The following is a 17,884-nucleotide window of genomic DNA, read 5'->3' as shown; positions in this document are numbered from 1 at the left end:
TTCCTATTTGTAGGTGATGGTGAAATTCGCGGTGGCGTTGGCAATACCGGGCTGCGGCCCGGAGGCATCGCCGGCGGTCTGGATGTAGCGGGCACCGAACTGCAGGTTGGTGGTGCCGTCCTGGACTGGCATGATCGGTACATCGACGCCCAGCGGCAGCACGGTTCCGTCCTGCTTGAGCACCTGTACCGCCACGCCGCTGGCGGTGGCTTCGGAGTTGAGCCCCAGGATTCCCTGGCCGGCATCGACAATCACCGACCCCTTGGCGCCATCCAGGCGGATGTTGGCGGTGTTGCCCTGGAAGTAGTTCCAGGTCGGATTCCCCGCGTACGTCCCGGCAATGCAGTTATTCAGCGGGATATTGAAACTTTCGGTTGGCGTGACGCTGCCGGGACCGTTGAACACGCGCTTTTCCCAGTTGTTCAACGGAACGTCGATGATGCTGCCCACGCCTTCGGGCATGCTGCAGCCGGCCACGGTCACGCTGCCGGTCAGGCGACCGTCGATCCAGTCGAACGGCGTACCGTTGTTGTTGATCGTGACGGTGTACACCTGCAGGTTGCCGAAATCATTGACGCCTGCCGGGATCGGTCCGGTTTTGATCAGGATCAGGCTGTTATTGGTATTGGAGGCGAAACCACCGGTATTACAGCTGGCGTACGTCAGCGGGAAGTACCAGTTGCCGGAGGTCCGGCACAGAAAGCTGGGGCGGCTTTCGTTGACCACTCCTACCCCGATCCCCGGTATGTTCGTCGCGTACAGTTGGCTGCCTTGCACCGCGCCAATGGCCGCGGTGACCGCGGGTAACTTGGCACCGAGCATGTTGGCCTGGATCGAAAACGGTACCGTCGTCGTGCAGTTGATGATCGGGAAGCGGGTGTACTTGACCAGCCCGATGGTTGAGCCCACCGGCGCATCCTGAGGAATGTACACATCCCCGATGGGGTGCACGCTCTGGGTCGCGCTGGTTGCCCCACAGTCGGCCAACGCCATCTCTGAAAGGGCAAACGGTGCCACCGCCAGCGCGCTCAACAGCACGCGTTTTTTCCACTTGTTTATCGGTTTCATGGACGAACTCCTACGCACACAGCGTCCATCACCCGATAACCATCGGTGGCTGGCGTGCTGCTGATATCCAAATTGATTTCACACTGCTGCGCGGCCTTGCCACCCCACTTCATGGTGTAGGTGACGCCTTTGCCCGCCGACAGCAGCACCTGCCCTGCCTGGCCGACCACGCCGACACTGGCGCCCTGGTCGTCCTGCACGGTGGTGCCGAAAGGCAAGAGCGAGCCGTCCTGCAGGCGGACGTTGAGCAGTATTTTTTCCGAACGGCTGGCGGCGAATACCGCCTTGACCACCGCACCGCGACGCGGCACCACGTTGGTCACGCCTTCGGCGATGTCGACGCTGGTGTCCAGTTCGCTGGTGTCCACGGCCACGCGGTTCTTGCGATACGGCGTGACGTATGGCACCAGGGTATATCCGCGGTCGTTGGTCAGGGTGCCCGGGGCATTCAGCAGGCCGACCTTCGGCGTGTCCTTGACCTCCACCAGCGCCACGGTTTCACCCAGGGTCTGGCCGAACTCCACACCATCGCCATGGGCCAGCACCGAGCCCGCCGCGCTGACCGAGGTCTGCCGGTAGCCCGAGCCGACGCTCACACCGGCGCCCAACTGGGCAAACGGTGCGCGGTAGCCCAGCAGTGCCGAGCCGTTGTTGCCGGTGTTTTCCACGCGGTTGGCGTTGACGTTGTAGTTCAGGTTGCCATCGCGACCACTGAGGCCGGCCCGTTGATCGAGGCTACCGTCATTGTTGCGGGTGACGCTGAACGTACCGGTACTGCGGGTTTGTCCCAGGGGCATGGACACAGTGAAGACCACCTGGTTGTTGGAGCCGAAGTCGTCTGTCAGGGTCTTGCTGGCGTACACGCCATAGGTCACGCCCTTGTACTGGGTGTTGAAACCCAGCTGCATCTGCTTGTCTTCCCGGGACGTGCCCCAGTAGTTCTGCTTGCTCAGGTTCAAGTACAGCGAGCCGTAGTTGTCCAGGGCCTGGTTGACGCTGGCCTCGACCTTGCTGCGCTTGGAGAACTGGCTGTATTCGTTGGGTTGCTGCAAATCCACGGCTTCGCTGAAGTCGCGATAGCCTTCGGTGGAATAGCGATAACCGGCGAAGCGCACCGAAGTGCCGCTTTCAAATGCCTTGCCGTAGCGCAGGCCGATGCTCTGGCCTTTTTTGCTGTCGCCTTGAGTGGTGACGGCCTTGGGCACGTCGGTCTGCGCCTGGGTGACGTCGACCGAGACGGCGCCGATGCTGCCCAGGCTCTTGCCCACGCCAACCACACCGGCACGGTAAAAATCAGCCCCCAGAAAGCCGCCGTACAGCGTCAGGTCGAACGGCAAGCCGTAGGCCAGGGACGCCTGGGTAAACATCGGCCGCTCACCACCGTTGGCCGAGTTGTATTCGCCCACCGTTGCGCTATAGCGCCAGGTGTTTTCCCGCAGCATGTTGGCCAGGGTTGCGTACGGCTGGGTGAAACGGCGCTCGCGACCATCGGCTTCGGTGATGATCACTTCCAGGTCGCCGCTGCCCGAGGCGGCGTTGAGGTCGTTGATTTCAAACGCACCCGGCGCCACGTAAGTGGTGTACAGCGAGTAGCCGTTCTGGCGCACTTCGACCTTGGCCTGGGTTTCGGCGATGCCACGGATCACCGGGGCGTAGCCCTGCATCGAGTCCGGCAACATGCCCATGTCCGAGGCCAGTTGCACACCGCGAAACGGCACGCTGTCGAACACATCGCCAGGGGTGAAGCTCTCGCCCACCGTCAGCGTGGCTTTCAGCGGCGTGATGTCCCGTTGCGCGTAGGTATTGCTGCGCTGCCATTGGCGGCCACCTTCATCGCCCTGGCGGAACGAGGAGCTGGAGCGAAAACGCCAGTCGCCGAGGTTGAAACCACCGGTGGCATACAGGTTGTACTGATTGCCGGTGCCCCGGGCGTCGCTGTTGGTCTGCGCGGCGGAAAACTGGTAGTTGAGCATCGCGGCATTGATGCCGCGGTCCCATTCCGACGGTGCCACGTAGCCGGCCGCATCCCGGCTCAAGGCGATCTGCGGCACGCTGATATCCAAAGCCAGGTAGTTGGCATTGAAGGTCACCGAGGCACCCTCAATGAGCGCGGCCAGGTCGATACACGCGGGGAGCGTTTCGCCGGGCACCTTGAACGCATCCAGCTTAACCCCGAGCTCCTTGAGAAAGGCTTCGGACAGGCATACACGCACGTCACCACCCTGCTCATCCTTGATGAAGGTCATGTCACGCCGGTCGAAAAAGCTCTGGTTCAGGCGAATCAGCACCGGGTAGGTACCAGGACCGATGCTGCCGCTGTTGGCCACCGCATCCAGGTCGAGGTTGGGCCCGGCACCGGCGCCGCCAAACGACTGCATGAAGCCGGCATCGAACTTGGCAGGCTCACCGGCCACGGCCAATTCACCGGCACAGGCGGCCGCCACCGCTACCCATAAAGGCAAACGACTAAAGCTGAAGGAGTTATCGATTCGCATGGCAATACCCGGCCGCCGCGCCACAGCCGTGGCACGCGCAAACGTCTACAGGAAGAAAAGGAATCAGCGGTTCAGTGGCACGGTCTGCGGCTCGCTGTAGCCGCCGTAATCATTGATGGCCGAGAACACCACTTCGCCGGTTGTGCCTTTGAAGCCCGGCAGCGGATAACGCTGGCTGCTCAGCGGCGCGACCATCGTCGGCTCGTTGACCTCGACGCTCTGGCCGGCAGACTTGGCGGTGACGCCAATGAACGAAATATGGAACGGCGACGGGTTGTTGACCACCAGCACTGCCCTGCCCTGCTCCTGCGCGAGGCTCCAGGTCAGCTGCGACGGTGCTTCGATCGCATTGCCCTTGAGACCGGCCGGGCGATAGAACAATTTGACGCGGGTGCGCATGGCGATCTTCAGCGTATTGGCGTTGCCTTCGCTGGCCACCGGGATTTCCTGGGCGTTGAAATAGAACACCGATTCACGGTCGGTCGGCAGGTTGCCGGCGACTTTCTGGATGCGCACCATTTGCTCTTTGCGCGGGTCCAGGCGGAACAGCGGCGGCGTCGACACAAAGGGCGTGGCGGTGGTCATGTCATCGGCTTCGGTGTTGACCCAGGTCTGCACCATGTACGGCTGCGCCGTGGTGTTGCTGACGGTGATCGCCGCGTCGCGTTTGTTGCCGTCGAACACGATCCGTGTGCCGCCGAGCATCACACCGGCCTGGCTGGCCGTGCTGAGCAGTACAGTACTGAGCAACAGCGCCAGGGCCGATGCATGCTTGAAGGGGGAAACGTTCATTTCGATCATCCTCTTGCCGTGAGCGAGGGGATGGCCGCCGCGCGCATCAGCGCTGCAGCGGCGCATCAACAGGGCTTACTGGTACTCGACGGTGAACGCAGCCTTGGCGTTGGCCGGGCCGGAGGTCGCAATGCCGGTAGCGATGTAGTTGGCGGTGAAGCGCAGCGGTTGGGTCAGGTCCAGGTAAGGAGCCGACTCCAGGCCCAGTTGCACGTCCTTGTCGGTGGCGTCCTTGATCTGTACTGCAACATTGGTGGCGTGACCGGCGTCCGGAGTGATGCCGATCCACTGGCCGCTGGCGCCGGCGGTGCCGCTCAGGGACAGGAATTTGACCACGGCGCTCTTGCCGGTGACGCTGCAACCAGGGGCAGTGGTGTCGATGGTCAGGCTGAACGCGCCGCCACCGGCAACAGCGCCGACGGTAGCCAGGGAGGTGGCAGGTACATCGCCCAGGCCTACATCGCCGGCACCGGCCGAACCGTTCAGGTCAGTCACGACCACCGGGCAAGTGTTGTCGGTTACGGAACCAACGAAGTTGATTTCACCGTCAGCGGCCATCGCAACTTGGGAACCAGCGGCGAGGATGACAGCGGCAAACAGACCTTTGAGCGCAAACTTGTTCATAACGTAATCCAGATAATGAGGAAAGTTCGAAGCCCAGTGAGGGCTTCAATCAGGTTGCAGGGCCCGGTCCGCTTGGTCGGCGGGGCCGTTCAACGAGGCTCAGTATCGGAGTTGGGAGGGGTTGATTACGTATGAATGGTGCCGCGTTCTTGTAGGAAATTTCCTAGTGATGACTCAAGCCAGGTAGCGCTCCAATCGCTCTTCGAGCCGCTCCATCTGTTGATGCAGCGCATCCACGGCTTCGGTCAGCTGCGCCGAGTCCAGCCCATTGCAGGCGGCCTCCAGGTCTTCACAGCAGCGAATCAGCCGCTGGGCCTTGATAATCCGCGCGCCACCCTTGACCCGATGCGCGATGTCCGCCAGGCCTTGCAGGTCGTGACGGGTAAATAGCTGCATCAGGCGCGCCATGTCCTGCTCATTGCTGGCGGCCAGGTCGCCCAGAAGGCTTTTGATCGAGTCAATGTCGCCACCGGCCAGGTGTTCAACGCTGGTCAGGTCGATATCGTCATCCGCCGAAAACCCGGCGGCGTCCCCCTGCTCGGTTGCGAGGCCTGCCAGGCGCGCACTCAAGTCCTTGAGGCTGATGGGTTTGAACAGGCAGTCGTCCATACCGGCTGCCAGGCAGCGACCCTTCTCTTCCGGCTGCGCATTGGCGGTAAAGCCCAGGATCAGGCTGGGCGGCGAGCCACGGGCAGTCTCTTCGGCGCGGATCGCCTGGGCCAGTTCATAGCCGTTCATCAGCGGCATATTGCAGTCAGTAATCACCACATCGAACTGGCCGTTGCGCCAGGCGCGCAACCCGTGGGCGCCATCCTCGGCATCCTCGACCCGGTGCCCCAGGTAGTTGAGTTGCTGGGTGAGTAACTGACGGTTGGCCGGGTAATCATCAATCACCAGGATGTTCAACGCGTGGTTCGTGACGGCCGGTTCGTCCTCGACCGGAACAATATCGGTCAACGGCTCCAGGGTGGTCAGGTCCAGCCGCACGTCGATGCGCGTGCCTTGGCCCAAGGTGCTGTCGAGGGTCAGGCGCCCGCCCATCATTTCGCAGAGTGTGCGGCTGATGACCAGGCCCAGGCCGGAGCCGCTGCGGGCCGACTGGTCATTGTTGCCGGCTTGGGTAAAGGGGCTGAACAGGCGTTTCTGGTCCTCTTCGCCAATGCCCATGCCGGAGTCCTCCACCTGCAGCCTGACCCCCAGTTGCTCCTTGCTCATCTGCGTTCGAACACTCAGGCGCACGTGGCCCTGGGCGGTGAACTTGATGGCGTTGCTCAGCAGGTTGGACACGATCTGCTTGAAGCGCAGCGGGTCGATCAGCACATCACCATTGACGCCGGCATCGAGGTCCAACTGCAATTGCAGCTGTTTCTGCCGCGCCAGGCCTTCGAAAATGCGCACCACCGACTCCAGCAGCTCGCGCAGGTTGGCGCGCTCCGGATTCAACGACAATCGCCCGGATTCGATGCGGGCAATGTCGAGGATGTCGCCGATCAGGTCCAGCAAGCCGCGCGCCGCGCCGGAAGCCACATCAATCGCAAAGCGATCCATCACGCCTTGGTCAGCCTTCTTCGTCGCCAGTTCGAGCATGCCGATCACCGCGTTCATCGGTGTGCGGATTTCATGGCTCATGGTTGCCAGGAAAGTGGTCTTGGCGCGGTTGGCGGCGTTAACGTCTTCCAGCAGCCGCTGGCGTTCGCTGATATCGATCCAGCCGGCGATCATGCCGCTGACGTCGCCGGTGCTGCTGCGGTACGGCAGCATCCAGTGATAGATAGTCAACACTCGGCCATCGGGCATGCTCAGGCTGCGATCCTGCAACTGTGCTTCGCCGCTGTCCATCACCCGCAGGTAGTCACGGTGATACGCGGCGGCTTCATCCGGGTCGCCGAGCACACCGTCCAGGACGGTCTTGCCGATCACCTGCTCGCGCTCCACCGCGAACACTTCCAGGTAGCCACTGTTGCAGATCAGCAGCTTGCCCTCGCGATCACGCACGTAGATCGGGTGCGGGGTGCCGTTGATCAATACGCGCATGAATTCAACCTGGTCACTCAACGCTTGCTCGGCCTGTTTGCGCTTGCGCATCAACATCCGCAGGTAGGCGATCCAGCCCAGGGCAATCACCAGCAACACGGCGGCAATCACAAAACCCTGGATGATTGCGCTGCGGTTGCGCAGCCAATAGCTGTCGCCCACCACCACTTCGCTACGCCAGCGGTTGGTCAGCTCGTCCATTTCCTCCGGGGCGATGCTGAGCAGCGCCTTGTCCAGGATCGAGAACAGCTCCAGCGAGCCGCGGGCCGTGGCAAAGGCCATGCGCGAGTTGGTAACGCCCACGGTGCTGGTGATACGCAAGCGATCGCGGTATTGCCGGGAAATCATGTAGCGGGCGGTGATCAGCGAATTGACCGCCGCATCGGCCTCGCCATTGGCGACTTTCTGCATGGCGTCGTGGGCGCTGTCGGCATCCACCAGGCGGATGTCCGGGTATTGCTCGGTGAGCATGTCGCGGCTGGAGTCACCGCTGATCACCGCCAGGCGCTTGCCGTGCATGTCGTCCAGAGTATTGGGGCTGCCTGCCGTGGTGCGACTGACCAGTACAAAGGGCGTGGCCAGGTACGGGCGGGTAAAGCGCAGGACTGCTTCGCGCTCCTCGCTGGGAGTGATGGTGATCAGCAGGTCTGCCTTGTTGCTGGTGATGGCGTCGATCATCTCGCGCACCGAACTCACCCGCTGGATATCGAACTTCAAGCCCGTACGCAGGGCCACCTTGGCCAGGACATCGGCGCTGATGCCACGAAATTCACCCTCGTCGCTGTAGAACGACATCGGCAGGAAGTCTTCGTCAATTGCTACCCGCAACCGCGGATTCCTGTCCAGCCAGCGCTGCTCACTGACGCTGAAATGCAACGGATGCTGACCGGGTATGCTCGCGCCGCCGGCGCTCCAGCGGCGCAGAATGGTCTGGCGCTCGGTGACCGGGATCGCCGCCAGTGACGCATTGATAATCCGCAGCAGGCGCGTGTTGTCGCGCTTGACCGAAAACGAAAAATTGCTGACTTCCATGCGCGAGAAGTCAGCCAACTGCACGTTGTTCAGGTAGTTGCGGTTGATCAGGTAGTTGGCACTGATCGCATCGCCCAGGTACACGTCGGCCTGCCCGAACGCCACGGCGCCGATGGCGCTGAGGGTGGAGGGGTAAAGCTGCAAGCTGGCCTTTGGGTAAAAGGCTTCGACAGCCTTGGGCGGCAGATAGTGATAGAGCATCGCCACGCGCTTGCCGGCCAGTTCCGGATCGAGGTTCTGGCTGTCGCCGACACGGCTGACCAGGGTCGGCTGGTCTTCGGCATAGGCCTCGGAGAGTTGAAGTTCCGGATCGGCTGCCTCGTAGCCGTTGGAGCTGCCGAGCATATCGACGTCGCCCGCCTTGAGCGCCGCCAGCACCTCATTGCGTGAGGCATACCGTTGCACCCGAACTTTCACGTGCAGCAATTGCTCCATCAACTGCGCGTAGTCAGCCGTGATGCCTTCGTAGTCATGACGGTTACTGGTGATGCTGAACGGCGAGTAGTCCGGCGCCGAAGAGCCGAGCACCAGCGTGCCCTTGCCGCGCAGCCAGCTCCAGTCGGCTTCGTCCAGGCCCACGCTGTAGTCGCTGACGTCGGAACGCCCGTGCAGCTTGAGCATTTGCGGCGCTGCCAGGGCATTGCCCAGGACGCCGAGCAACAGCAGGCCCAGCAAGCCATGTCGAAGAAGTGTATTCATTCAGATGAGGTTGTTGCGCTTGGCAAAGTCGGCCAGGTACACCACCGATTTGACGTTGAGCTTTTCGATAAGGCGGGTCTTGTACGTGCTCACCGTCTTGTTGCTGATCAGCATGGCGTCACCGATTTCCTTATTGGTCAGCCCCTGGGACAGCTGTTGCAAGATGGTCAGTTCGCGGTCGGAGAGATTCTGGATCAACTCGTGATCCGTGGCCTCGAGGTCACTGCGACGTACCGAGCTGTTGGCCAGGTTGGGGAAAAAGGTGTACCCGTCCATCACGGCCTTGATCGCCTTGGTCACCTCCTCCATGTCGTTGGTCTTGGAGATGAACCCGGCCGCACCGGCTTTCATGCAGCGCATGGAATAAAACAGCGCCGACTGCGAAGTGAACACGAGGATCTTGCTCTGCAGGCGCAGGGATGCCATGCGGTTGAGCACCTCAAGGCCGTCGAGCCTGGGCATGCCGATGTCGAGAATGATCAGGTCGGGAACATGCTCACGCGCCAATTGCACCGCATCTGCGCCGTTATCGGCTTCGGCCACGACTTCAAACTGAACTTGGCGCAGCAGCATTTTGACGGACGAGCGAATGAAGGGATGGTCATCCACAACCAAAGCGGTATACATGTAACCTCCTGTAAGGCGCGCCGGAAAGTTCCGGTGACAGAAGCACCCACGACGCAAAACAATGGATAAACGGCCAGCCGACGCGTTGCTCAAGTTACACGAACACGACTGAAGTGTAGGAAAATTCTGAAGTTTTGCCGCCTAAGCCACCGGCGAACTTATCGGCTGCACATCTTCGCGCGCCAGCCAATGCAGGAGGTCGTGGCCGGTCATTGGCCGGGCCAGGAAAAACCCCTGCCCGAGCTCGCAGCCAAGGCTGATCAGCGCATCACGAATCTGCCGGTTGCTCACGCCTTCGATCACCAGGCTCATGTCCAGCGAGCGGGCCAGGGCCAGGGTGCTACCGACCATGGCCTGGCTGCGCGGCTCGTTCAAGGTGTGAATAAAGTCGCCATCGAGCTTGATCTGGTTGAACGGCAATTGGCACAGCAACTTGAGTGATGAGAAGCCCACGCCGAAGTCGTCGATCGACAAGCCGCAGCCCATCAAGCGCAGGCGCAGCAGGTTTTCCTGGGTGGAAGACTGCAGATCCAGCAAGCCATTTTCAGCCAGCTCGAACACCAGCAACGAGGCGCACAGGCCGTGACGCTGCAGCGCGCCCTGAATATGCTCGATCAGGCCGTGGCGGGCCAGTTGCGAGGCATGCAGGTTGAACGACATTTCCAGCGCGGTGCCCTGGCGATGCAGCACGGCGAGCAATTTCAGCCCCTGCTCCAGCAGCTGTTTGAACATTTCATCGATCAGGTCATAGGCCAGCACCGCGGCGAGGAAGTCCTTGGGTAACAACAAGCCCCGGGCCGGGTGCTCCCAGCGCACCAATGCCTCGACGCCGGCGAGGCTGCCATCACTCATCATCCGTTTGGGCTGAAACCAACCGCGAAACTCCCCCAGGGCCAGGCCCAGTTGTATTTCTTCTTCGCTGGGCAGCGGGGCCATGGCCGCAGACTTAGGGGCTGCCGGTGGTATCGCGCGATAGCGCTTGAGCAACCTGTCCAGCACTTGCGGCTGCAACGGCGTGCTCAAGATACCCAGCAGTTGCACACCCGACAAAAATTCCAGGTGGCCCAGCGCCCGACGCAGTTCAGGACGCAATTCGTTCGACAACCCCACCGCCTGCACCAGGCCAATCTGCCTGGCATAGCGCAGCAACTCCACCTGCTCGGAGCCCTTGTTGCCCAAGTCGCACAGCACGATATCCACGCCGCCGGTGCGCTGCATCAGCAACATCGCCTGTTCGCTGTTGCTGGCCTGCAACACCTCCCGCACCCCGAGCCGTCGCAACATATTGACCAGGGTGCTGCGCTGGGCACTGTGGTTTTCCATAACCAGAACACGTGGTGGGGCCATCGTCATCAACCGTTTTGCAGACTCGAGGGCGCTCATAGTGGCGAGCCTGGATAACCTTCAGCGAAGGAAGTCGCCTGTTAAAATGTAGGAAATTTCCCTATGCATGGATGACTCGAACTGTTCCTTCGGCATCAACCATGATGAAAACCAGCGTTATGGGTTTGAAAAGCGCGCTTGGTGCTGTCTGTACCACCGCCATCGCGGCCTCGCTGGGGCTCGAGCGCTCCCACATTGAAATAAGGCCGACACCGCAAATCCCCCGTGTGAACTGTCGAGCTTTAGCGAGGCTGCGAAAGCGGCCGCATTGGCGATCGAGAGGGTGGCTGACCCAATGCCATCGCCGGCAAGCCATATATTTTGAACATGGTCTCACCACAGATCTCATCGCCATCCCCGCGATCCCCTGTGAGAGCTGCCGAGCTCTAGCGAGGCTGCGAAAGCGGTGTGTCAGCCGAAGAAAATGCCAGCAATGCCGCCGCCTTCTCCATCTCGCCGGGCTTCGACAGTTGCTCCCAGATTTTGCTTGTGTGCTCGCCGCAGCCCCCCGCCATGGCGATGGCTGGGGCACGCCGTTATCATGGGGCCTTTCGCTCAACCCTCCAGGAAACGCCCATGCCCGCCCTCACCTTCCGCAACGCCCTCCCCGCCGATGCTGCCCGTTGCTTCGAGATTGAAATCACCGCCTACGAAGGCGACGAGGCGGCGACTCTGGAGAAGATCGCCACGCGCATTGCGCAGTACCCGCAGGGCTTCTTGATTCTGGAAGCCGATAGTGAGGTGGTGGGTTTCATCAACTCGGGTTGCGCCCATGACGTGGTGATGTCGGACGAAGCGTTCAAGGAGTTGGTGGGCCATTCGGCCGAGGCACCGAATGTGGTGATCATGTCGGTGGTGGTCGACCCGGCGCATCAGGGCCAGGGCTATTCCAAGCGGCTGATGACCGAGTTTGTGCAGCGCATGCAGGTGCTGGGCAAGCAGACGATTCACTTGATGTGCAAGGAACAGCATGTGCCGTTGTACACCCGCATGGGCTACACCTACGTGCGCCCTTCGCCTTCGGATCATGGCGGGATGGCGTGGCATGAAATGGTGATGGCTTTTTAATAGCAACGCTTGGAACTTATGCTTTTGGCGACGTCCAACAAGGCACCACGAATTGACTCGGAGTGCCTTGATGTCCAGGAATCGGATTAGCCGCGTTACCGCTGTGTTGTTCGCCGCCACCTTGATCTCGACCGTGCCGTTGGCCTTCGGCGCCACGGCCCAGGACATTGAACACCTACGCAACGGTTCCTTCGCACAGTTTCAGCGCGAAGCCAGCCAACGGGCCGATGAGCAAGCGCGGCAGAACCGCGAGCAGATGCGTCAGTTTGCCGAGCAGAATCGCCAGCAGATGAAGGACATGGAAGCGCAAATGCACCGCGACCAACAGGCGCGTGAAGAGGCCGACAACAAAGCGCGCCTGGCGGCCCGGGAGAAGCAATTGGAAGAGGAGGCAATGCAGGCTAAAGTGCCTGCCTCCTCGAATGAGATACGCGACGATGACGCCACCGCTCATTGAAATCAGCGACTACGCCAACCCCGACGCCGAGCGCATCCTCGGCAACGGCCTCGCCGTCTTCAATACGGCCGTCACCGGCGGCAACGACCGCCGGCCGCTGAACGTGCTGATCAAGGATGCCAGCGGGCAAATCCTCGGTGGCATCACCGGCAAGACCACCCTGGGCACCGCTTTCCTCGACCTCTTCCACCTGCCCGAGGACCTGCGCGGCAGCGGCCTGGGCAGCCAGTTGCTGCACGCCTTCGAAGACGAAGCGCGGCGGCGCGGTTGTACGAATGCGGTGCTCTACACCCTCAGCTTCCAGGCACCGGGTTTCTACGAGCGGCACGGTTGGCTGCGCTTTGGTGAGATCCCCTGTGAACCGGCTGGCAGCTGCCGCGTATTTCTGTCTAAGCGGCTATAGCGTCCAGGGCTTTGCCGAACAAGCGGTTCTCATGGGTTTCGCCCTGGAACGTGTACGTCGGCGCGCCCAGCACGGCGTAGCCGCGCCGAGGATAGAACCCCAGCGCCCGCGCATTCCCCGCCCACACCGTCGCCCACAACAACGCAGCACCCGCCGATGCCGCGCGCTGCTCCGCCGCGTGCAGCAACTGATTGCCGATACCCCGCCCGGTGAATCGCTCCTGGATGTACAGGCGTTGCAGTTCGGCGACGTTGGCCGCGTCGATCAGCGCGTGGCCGGCCTCGAGTTGGATCTGGGCAAAGCCGACCAAGTGGTTATTCACCTCGGCCACGATCAATACCGTGCCCGGTTCGGCGATCAGTTGGGCGATGGATTCCGGTGCAAAGGCGTGCAGCGCTTCCTTGGCGATGGCGCTGCGGATGCCTTCGGTGGCGTAGGTGTCGAGGAACACCTGCATGCCCAGCACGCCGATGCACAGGGCGTCCTGGGGGATCGCGTCGCGAATCAGGCTGGTGATGGCAGGCGGGCCTTCGGCACGTGATGGCCGGCCGTTTGCGCACACAGGCCGTGGGCATCAATCATTGGAGATCAACGTGCCGGTGCCGGCGCTGGGATAGATGATCTCTTGGGAGTCAAGGTCCTTGATGCTCGAATGGGTGCGGTATTGGGTGCTGTAGTTCGGCCCCACACCGCGGGTGCTGGCGGTCAGGCGGTAGCTGACCAGGTAGCGTCTGCCGGCCTTGAACTCCACGTCGTCCGCGCCTTCGTTGCAGAACGCACCGCCGGTGCCGAGGGCGTTCATCGACACGTTGCACCAGCGCAGCGAGTGTTTGCCTGGGCTGAGCTTGAGGGCCTGTTCGCCGCTCACGTTGAGAATCGACTGGCGACCCGCCCCCGGCAACGTTACGCCGTCGACTTCCACCGCAAGTGCCAGGCGGTGAAACGGCACGCCCAGCTCGCGTTCGCGCCAGGTGTCGAAGTACACCAGCACCGCGTCCGGCGCGTTGTTGGAGAGGTCGACAGGGTGGAGTTTTTCCGGCGCCCAGTCGCCCTGGTAGTTCTTGTAGTGATAGTCGGAGCAGGCGCCGAGCAGTGGCAGGGTCAAGATGGCAGCGAGTTTCAGCAGTTTCATCGGGGGAACGGTCCTTGTGGTCGATGAGATCCTATCGACATCATCGTGGATTTCTTGAACCGATTGCCACTGCCGATTTGCCACAGTAGGGTTTAGCCCTCGCCAATCCCGCAGGAGCCCTGCCATGAGCTTTTTTTCCGACCCCGACGCCGTCGCCCGTTACGCCGAAGGCCCTGTGCGCCTGGTGCCGGGCTTCGATGGCCTGCAGCGCATGACCACCCTGCTGCTGCGCGAAAGCGTGCCGGCCACCGGCACGGTCCTGGTACTCGGCGCGGGTGGCGGCCTGGAGTTGAAGCGCTTTGCCGACGCCGAGCCGGGTTGGCGCTTTGTGGGGGTGGACCCGGCGGCCGAGATGTTGAAACTAGCGCAAGCGACATTGGGCCCGCTGAATGAGCGCGTCGACTTGCATGAGGGTTACATCGACACGGCGCCGCTGGGGCCGTTCGATGGGGCCACGTGCTTGCTGACCTTGCACTTCATCCCGCAGGAGCAGCGCCTGCAAACCCTCAAGGCATTGTGGCAGCGCTTGCTGCCAGGGGCACCGTTGATTGTGGCGCACCACAGCTTCCCGCAGGCCGCGCAAGACAAGGCCCGTTGGTTGCAGCGCTATGCGGCGTTCGCGGTGGATTCGGGGGTGCCGGCGGCGGACGCCGAGCGGGCGATTACCGCGATCAGCGCGCAGCTGCCGGTACTATCGCCCGAGACGGATGAAGCCTTGATGCGCGAGGCCGGGTTTGAAGGGGTGGAGCTGTTTTATGCCGGCTTCAGCTTCAAGGGCTGGGTCGGCTACACGCCGCGCTAGCGGCTTTACCAGCTCCCTGAAGCCCCACCGCCGCCACTGGAGCCGCCGCCACCGGACGAGCTGCTGCTGGAGCTGGAACCGCTGGAGCTTGATCCGGATGAACTGCCGCCCGAACCGGAACCCGAGCCGGCGGCGGTCTTGCCAAAGATGAACAGCGCCACGAACGAAGCAATCGGAAACGCCACCAGCCAGCCGTCACGCCCGGCGTCGGCGATCAACCCGGCGGCCACGTACACCGCGATCGCCGCCAGCAACCGCACGGCAAACCCCACGGGGCTGGTCTTCCAGGCGTCTCTCATGACCACCCACAGCGCCAGGTACGCCCCCAGGACGGCCAGCGCGCCCAATGGCAAGGCCAGCCAATGGACAAAGCTGACCGCCACGAAACGGTCCGCCACCAGCAAGGCCGCGATGTAGGCCAGCAACCCGATCACGCAGTAAAACACCGTGCGCGCCAGCCACAAGGCGCCGAAGGTCGCGCCGCCAATCAGGATCGTCAATGGCAACAACAGCAGGTACATCGGCCAATCCCGCCCACCGGCCAGTGCCGCCAGCGCCACCGTGACCCCGACGGTGAGCATCAAGGCCTGGCGCCAAGGCAGCTTGCCGGCGGCCATCAGCACGCCGCCGATGCCGCCGACGATAAACGCCAGCAACACCGCCACCGCCTGGGGATTGATGCCGGGGCCGGCGACCTTGGGCAAGTCGCCGCCGTCCACCAGCACCACCAGGTCGTTCACGCCCTGGGCCACGCCGCCGGCGAAGTCGCCCTGGCGAAATGCCGGGGTGATGTGTTCTTCGATGATGCGGTGGGCGAGCACGTCGGTGACGGTGCCCTCAAGGCCGTAGCCGACCTCGATGCGCACCTTGCGGTCCTCCTTGGCCACCACCAGCAGGATGCCGTCGTTGACGTCCTTACGCCCGAGTTTCCAGGCGCGAAACAGTTGGTTGGCATAATCCTCGATGCTGCTGCCGCCCGTGGTGGGCACCAGCACCACGGCCACCTGCGCGCCTTTGCGTTGTTCAAGGGCGGCAAGTTGCTCCATCAGGCGGGTGGTGGTGCCAGGGTCGAGGGTGTTGGAGAGGTCGATGACCCGTTGGTCGAGGGCCACGCCGATCGGCGAAGTGTCGGCCTGGGCGCTGATGAAGAGGCTGCAGGCCATCAACACCAGCAGACTCAAGACGGATTGCTGCAACCACCGCATCATGATTGTTACCTGAAGTTTCTTCCTGAAGGCGCCGACTGTACCTGATCAACACTCGAACGCGTAGGCGCTGCCCTGCATCACCGGCGCCACACTGCCGGTCAGCACGACACCGCCCTGCCCGTCCCAGTGCACCGTGACCGTACCGCCATCGCACTGCACCTGCACGGTGGCGTCGAGCAGCCCACGCCGGATGCCATTGACCACCGCCCCGCAGCAGCACGAGCCGGACCCCAGCGGCACGCCGCCACCGCGCTCCCAGATGCGCAGGCGGATATGCCCGCGATCGAGCACCTGCACAAAATGCACATTGGTCTTCGCCGGGAACAACGGATGGATTTCCAGCGCCGGCCCCAGCGCCGCGACGTCGACAGCGGCGATGTCCTGCACAAAAAACGTGCAATGCGGGTTACCCATGCTGCACGCCGCAGGACGTCCCTCGATGGGCAACGTGCGCGTATCCATGGCCTCGGCAAGCGGCACCGCGGCCCAGTCCAGCGATGGCGCGCCCATGTCCACCGACACTCGCCGCCCCGCCTCGCGCACGCACGTCAGCAGGCCGCGATCGGTGCGCAGCACCACCGAATCGGCGCCGGCTTCATGCATCAACCGATCAGCCACGCCACGGGTGGCGCTGCCGCACGTGGCCAAAGGCGTGCCGTTGGGGTTCCAGAACTTGATGCGAGCGGCGGCGTCTTCGCAATCGAGCACCACCGCCAGCTGGTTGAAGCCGATGCCGGTGTGACGGTTGCCGAGGCGGCGGGCGACTTCGGGGGTGATCGGGTCATCGAGGCCACGGCGGTCGATGATGATGAAGTCGTCGCCATGGGCGTGCATCTTCACAAAGGGCAAGGTCATGGCGCGTCCTGGGATCGACCGGTGGGGGGCGCAAGCATACTGAGTTGACGGGAGTTTCATCAAACGCTCGCCGGCTGCGTGCTAGCGTGACGGGGTTCGCGTCCTGCAGAGCCTTTCATGAAAAAAACCATCTTGACCCTGACTGCCATGCTGGCGGCGTTTACCCATGCGGCCTCGGCGGCAAGCCTTTGCCAACCCGTCGCGACAACTCCTGCGTCCCCCGCGCTGCTGGCGGCGGCCCAACGTCACGTGGGTGACCTGCCCCAGCCCCTGGCGCATGTGCACACCGAAGGCACCCTGCCGCACCACGGCATTCGCGAGCAGAGCATCGCGGCCGAGCGGGACTGGCCGGTGATGCGCCAGGCGGCACTGGCCTGGCGCTTGAGCGGCGATGCGCGTTACCTCAAGCAAGTCGATGCCTACCTCGCCGCGTGGGCCGGGGTGTACCAACCGAACTTCAACCCCATCGACGAGACCAACCTCGACATGCTGATCAGCGCCTACGCGCTGACCGCCGACCATCTGGACCCGGCTACCCGCGAGGCCAGTCGCCGCTTGATCAGCCAACTGGGCAATGGCTACATCGCGCGTATCGAGCAGTTTCATCTGCCGAAAAAAGGCACGCAGACCAATAACTGGCAGAGCCACCGCGTCAAGTTGGTCAGCGTGGCGGCGGCCGCCTTGGGGGACCGGGTGATGCTTGAGCAGGCCTTTCACCTGTTCCAGCAGCAGGTCGCCGACAATATCCTGCCCGATGGTTCGGTGACCGACTTCCACGACCGCGACGCCCTGCATTACGTGGTCTACGATCTTGAGCCGCTGGTGCAGGCCGCGCTGGCAGCCAAGCCCTACGGGGTGGGTGGCAACTGGCTGACCACCACCGCCAATGGCGCATCCCTGGGTGCCGCCCTCGATTGGCTGGTGCCGTACGCCACGGGTGAGCGCAGCCATCAGGAGTTCGTACACACCCATGTTCAATTCGACAAGGACCGCGCCGGCGTTGGCGAGGCTGGCTACAGCGGCGCCTGGCAGCCCAGGAGCAGCGCAAGCCTGTTTTGGCTGGCAGCGCAACTGGACCCGCGCTACCGACCCGTGGCGATGCAGCTCTCGGCCAAGCCAGCAGACTGGATCAGCGCCTGCTATTTGAAATAGGGCATCTGGGCGTGTGGCCGTCGGGGCGGGAGCAGTTGCTAGGATGCACGGTG

16 protein-coding genes are annotated in these 17,884 nt (G+C 62.7%); 5 read left to right on the top strand and 11 right to left on the bottom strand.

Annotated elements, in window-relative coordinates; translation table 11 throughout:
• Window positions 1-3 precede the first annotated feature (3 nt).
• The 7 genes from C9990_RS13050 to C9990_RS13020 form a co-directional block, all read right to left on the bottom strand.
• Window positions 4-1,068, bottom strand: a complete 1,065-nt coding sequence (locus tag C9990_RS13050) for a fimbrial protein (protein ID WP_106803534.1) — start codon at window positions 1,066-1,068, stop codon at window positions 4-6.
• The gene (locus C9990_RS13045) at window positions 1,065-3,563 is read right to left on the bottom strand and encodes a fimbria/pilus outer membrane usher protein (protein ID WP_106803533.1); all 2,499 of its coding nucleotides are present in this window, start codon (window positions 3,561-3,563) and stop codon (window positions 1,065-1,067) included. The genes C9990_RS13050 and C9990_RS13045 overlap by 4 nt, the downstream gene beginning before the upstream one ends.
• A 63-nt stretch (window positions 3,564-3,626) precedes the next feature.
• Window positions 3,627-4,355, bottom strand: coding sequence for a molecular chaperone (locus tag C9990_RS13040; RefSeq protein WP_371920644.1), 729 nt, complete (start codon window positions 4,353-4,355; stop codon window positions 3,627-3,629).
• Between the two features lie 75 nt (window positions 4,356-4,430).
• Window positions 4,431-4,979 (bottom strand): fimbrial protein, encoded by a 549-nt coding sequence (locus C9990_RS13035; RefSeq protein ID WP_106803532.1) that lies wholly within the window; start codon window positions 4,977-4,979, stop codon window positions 4,431-4,433.
• 174 nt (window positions 4,980-5,153) lie between these two features.
• Entirely contained in the window at window positions 5,154-8,744 is a 3,591-nt protein-coding gene (locus tag C9990_RS13030) for a transporter substrate-binding domain-containing protein (RefSeq protein WP_106803531.1), read from the bottom strand.
• Window positions 8,745-9,371 (bottom strand): response regulator transcription factor, encoded by a 627-nt coding sequence (locus C9990_RS13025; protein WP_106803530.1) that lies wholly within the window; start codon window positions 9,369-9,371, stop codon window positions 8,745-8,747.
• A 141-nt stretch (window positions 9,372-9,512) separates the two neighbouring features.
• Entirely contained in the window at window positions 9,513-10,694 is a 1,182-nt protein-coding gene (locus tag C9990_RS13020; protein WP_106803529.1) for an EAL domain-containing protein, read from the bottom strand.
• 636 nt (window positions 10,695-11,330) lie between these two features.
• On the opposite strand from C9990_RS13020, the gene C9990_RS13015 reads away from it, so the two are divergent.
• The 3 genes from C9990_RS13015 to C9990_RS13005 all read left to right on the top strand — a co-directional run bounded on the left by C9990_RS13015 (window position 11,331) and on the right by C9990_RS13005 (window position 12,682).
• Window positions 11,331-11,822, top strand: coding sequence for a GNAT family N-acetyltransferase (locus C9990_RS13015; protein WP_106803528.1), 492 nt, complete (start codon window positions 11,331-11,333; stop codon window positions 11,820-11,822).
• Between the two features lie 70 nt (window positions 11,823-11,892).
• On the top strand, window positions 11,893-12,279 hold the full coding sequence (locus C9990_RS13010) for a hypothetical protein (protein ID WP_157955072.1): 387 nt from the start codon (window positions 11,893-11,895) through the stop codon (window positions 12,277-12,279).
• Window positions 12,260-12,682: an N-acetyltransferase gene (locus C9990_RS13005; RefSeq protein WP_106803526.1), complete on the top strand. Its 423-nt coding sequence runs from the start codon at window positions 12,260-12,262 to the stop codon at window positions 12,680-12,682. The genes C9990_RS13010 and C9990_RS13005 overlap by 20 nt, the downstream gene beginning before the upstream one ends.
• Here the strand turns inward: C9990_RS13005 and C9990_RS13000 are convergent.
• Both C9990_RS13000 and C9990_RS12995 read right to left on the bottom strand, forming a co-directional pair.
• Complete coding sequence (locus tag C9990_RS13000; RefSeq protein ID WP_106805645.1) at window positions 12,669-13,139, bottom strand: GNAT family N-acetyltransferase; 471 nt, start codon at window positions 13,137-13,139, stop codon at window positions 12,669-12,671. The two genes, C9990_RS13005 and C9990_RS13000, sit on opposite strands and share 14 nt — an antisense overlap.
• A 117-nt stretch (window positions 13,140-13,256) precedes the next feature.
• The gene (locus tag C9990_RS12995; RefSeq protein WP_106803525.1) at window positions 13,257-13,814 is read right to left on the bottom strand and encodes a hypothetical protein; all 558 of its coding nucleotides are present in this window, start codon (window positions 13,812-13,814) and stop codon (window positions 13,257-13,259) included.
• Window positions 13,815-13,938: 124 nt separating this feature from the next.
• Here C9990_RS12995 and C9990_RS12990 point away from each other — a divergent pair, with 124 nt between their 5' ends.
• On the top strand, window positions 13,939-14,616 hold the full coding sequence (locus C9990_RS12990; protein ID WP_106803524.1) for a class I SAM-dependent methyltransferase: 678 nt from the start codon (window positions 13,939-13,941) through the stop codon (window positions 14,614-14,616).
• Window positions 14,617-14,621: 5 nt separating this feature from the next.
• On the opposite strand, the gene C9990_RS12985 is transcribed toward C9990_RS12990, so the two are convergent.
• Window positions 14,622-15,824 (bottom strand): YgcG family protein, encoded by a 1,203-nt coding sequence (locus C9990_RS12985; protein WP_106803523.1) that lies wholly within the window; start codon window positions 15,822-15,824, stop codon window positions 14,622-14,624.
• Window positions 15,825-15,869: 45 nt separating this feature from the next.
• Window positions 15,870-16,679, bottom strand: coding sequence for a diaminopimelate epimerase (gene dapF, locus C9990_RS12980; protein WP_106803522.1), 810 nt, complete (start codon window positions 16,677-16,679; stop codon window positions 15,870-15,872).
• Between the two features lie 117 nt (window positions 16,680-16,796).
• Between dapF and C9990_RS12975 the strand changes: the two genes are divergently transcribed.
• Entirely contained in the window at window positions 16,797-17,831 is a 1,035-nt protein-coding gene (locus tag C9990_RS12975) for an alginate lyase family protein (protein ID WP_106803521.1), read from the top strand.
• The last annotated feature ends 53 nt before the right edge of the window (window positions 17,832-17,884 follow it).

It is taken from the genome of Pseudomonas sp. S5D5 (genome assembly GCF_003013355.1).
Classification (GTDB): domain Bacteria; phylum Pseudomonadota; class Gammaproteobacteria; order Pseudomonadales; family Pseudomonadaceae; genus Aquipseudomonas; species Aquipseudomonas aylmerensis.
This window is presented reverse-complemented; position numbering and strand designations above follow the sequence as displayed.

Bases quoted from the DNA above. Each gene is read 5' to 3' on its own strand.
- C9990_RS13050 (WP_106803534.1), bottom strand. From the start codon at position 1,068: ATGAAACCGATAAACAAGTGGAAAAAACGCGTGCTGTTGAGCGCGCTG.
- C9990_RS13045 (WP_106803533.1), bottom strand. From the start codon at position 3,563: ATGCGAATCGATAACTCCTTCAGCTTTAGTCGTTTGCCTTTATGGGTA.
- C9990_RS13040 (WP_371920644.1), bottom strand. From the start codon at position 4,355: ATGAACGTTTCCCCCTTCAAGCATGCATCGGCCCTGGCGCTGTTGCTC.
- C9990_RS13035 (WP_106803532.1), bottom strand. From the start codon at position 4,979: ATGAACAAGTTTGCGCTCAAAGGTCTGTTTGCCGCTGTCATCCTCGCC.
- C9990_RS13030 (WP_106803531.1), bottom strand. From the start codon at position 8,744: ATGAATACACTTCTTCGACATGGCTTGCTGGGCCTGCTGTTGCTCGGC.
- C9990_RS13025 (WP_106803530.1), bottom strand. From the start codon at position 9,371: ATGTATACCGCTTTGGTTGTGGATGACCATCCCTTCATTCGCTCGTCC.
- C9990_RS13020 (WP_106803529.1), bottom strand. From the start codon at position 10,694: ATGGAAAACCACAGTGCCCAGCGCAGCACCCTGGTCAATATGTTGCGA.
- C9990_RS13015 (WP_106803528.1), top strand. From the start codon at position 11,331: ATGCCCGCCCTCACCTTCCGCAACGCCCTCCCCGCCGATGCTGCCCGT.
- C9990_RS13010 (WP_157955072.1), top strand. From the start codon at position 11,893: ATGTCCAGGAATCGGATTAGCCGCGTTACCGCTGTGTTGTTCGCCGCC.
- C9990_RS13005 (WP_106803526.1), top strand. From the start codon at position 12,260: ATGACGCCACCGCTCATTGAAATCAGCGACTACGCCAACCCCGACGCC.
- C9990_RS13000 (WP_106805645.1), bottom strand. From the start codon at position 13,139: ATGCAGGTGTTCCTCGACACCTACGCCACCGAAGGCATCCGCAGCGCC.
- C9990_RS12995 (WP_106803525.1), bottom strand. From the start codon at position 13,814: ATGAAACTGCTGAAACTCGCTGCCATCTTGACCCTGCCACTGCTCGGC.
- C9990_RS12990 (WP_106803524.1), top strand. From the start codon at position 13,939: ATGAGCTTTTTTTCCGACCCCGACGCCGTCGCCCGTTACGCCGAAGGC.
- C9990_RS12985 (WP_106803523.1), bottom strand. From the start codon at position 15,824: ATGATGCGGTGGTTGCAGCAATCCGTCTTGAGTCTGCTGGTGTTGATG.
- dapF (WP_106803522.1), bottom strand. From the start codon at position 16,679: ATGACCTTGCCCTTTGTGAAGATGCACGCCCATGGCGACGACTTCATC.
- C9990_RS12975 (WP_106803521.1), top strand. From the start codon at position 16,797: ATGAAAAAAACCATCTTGACCCTGACTGCCATGCTGGCGGCGTTTACC.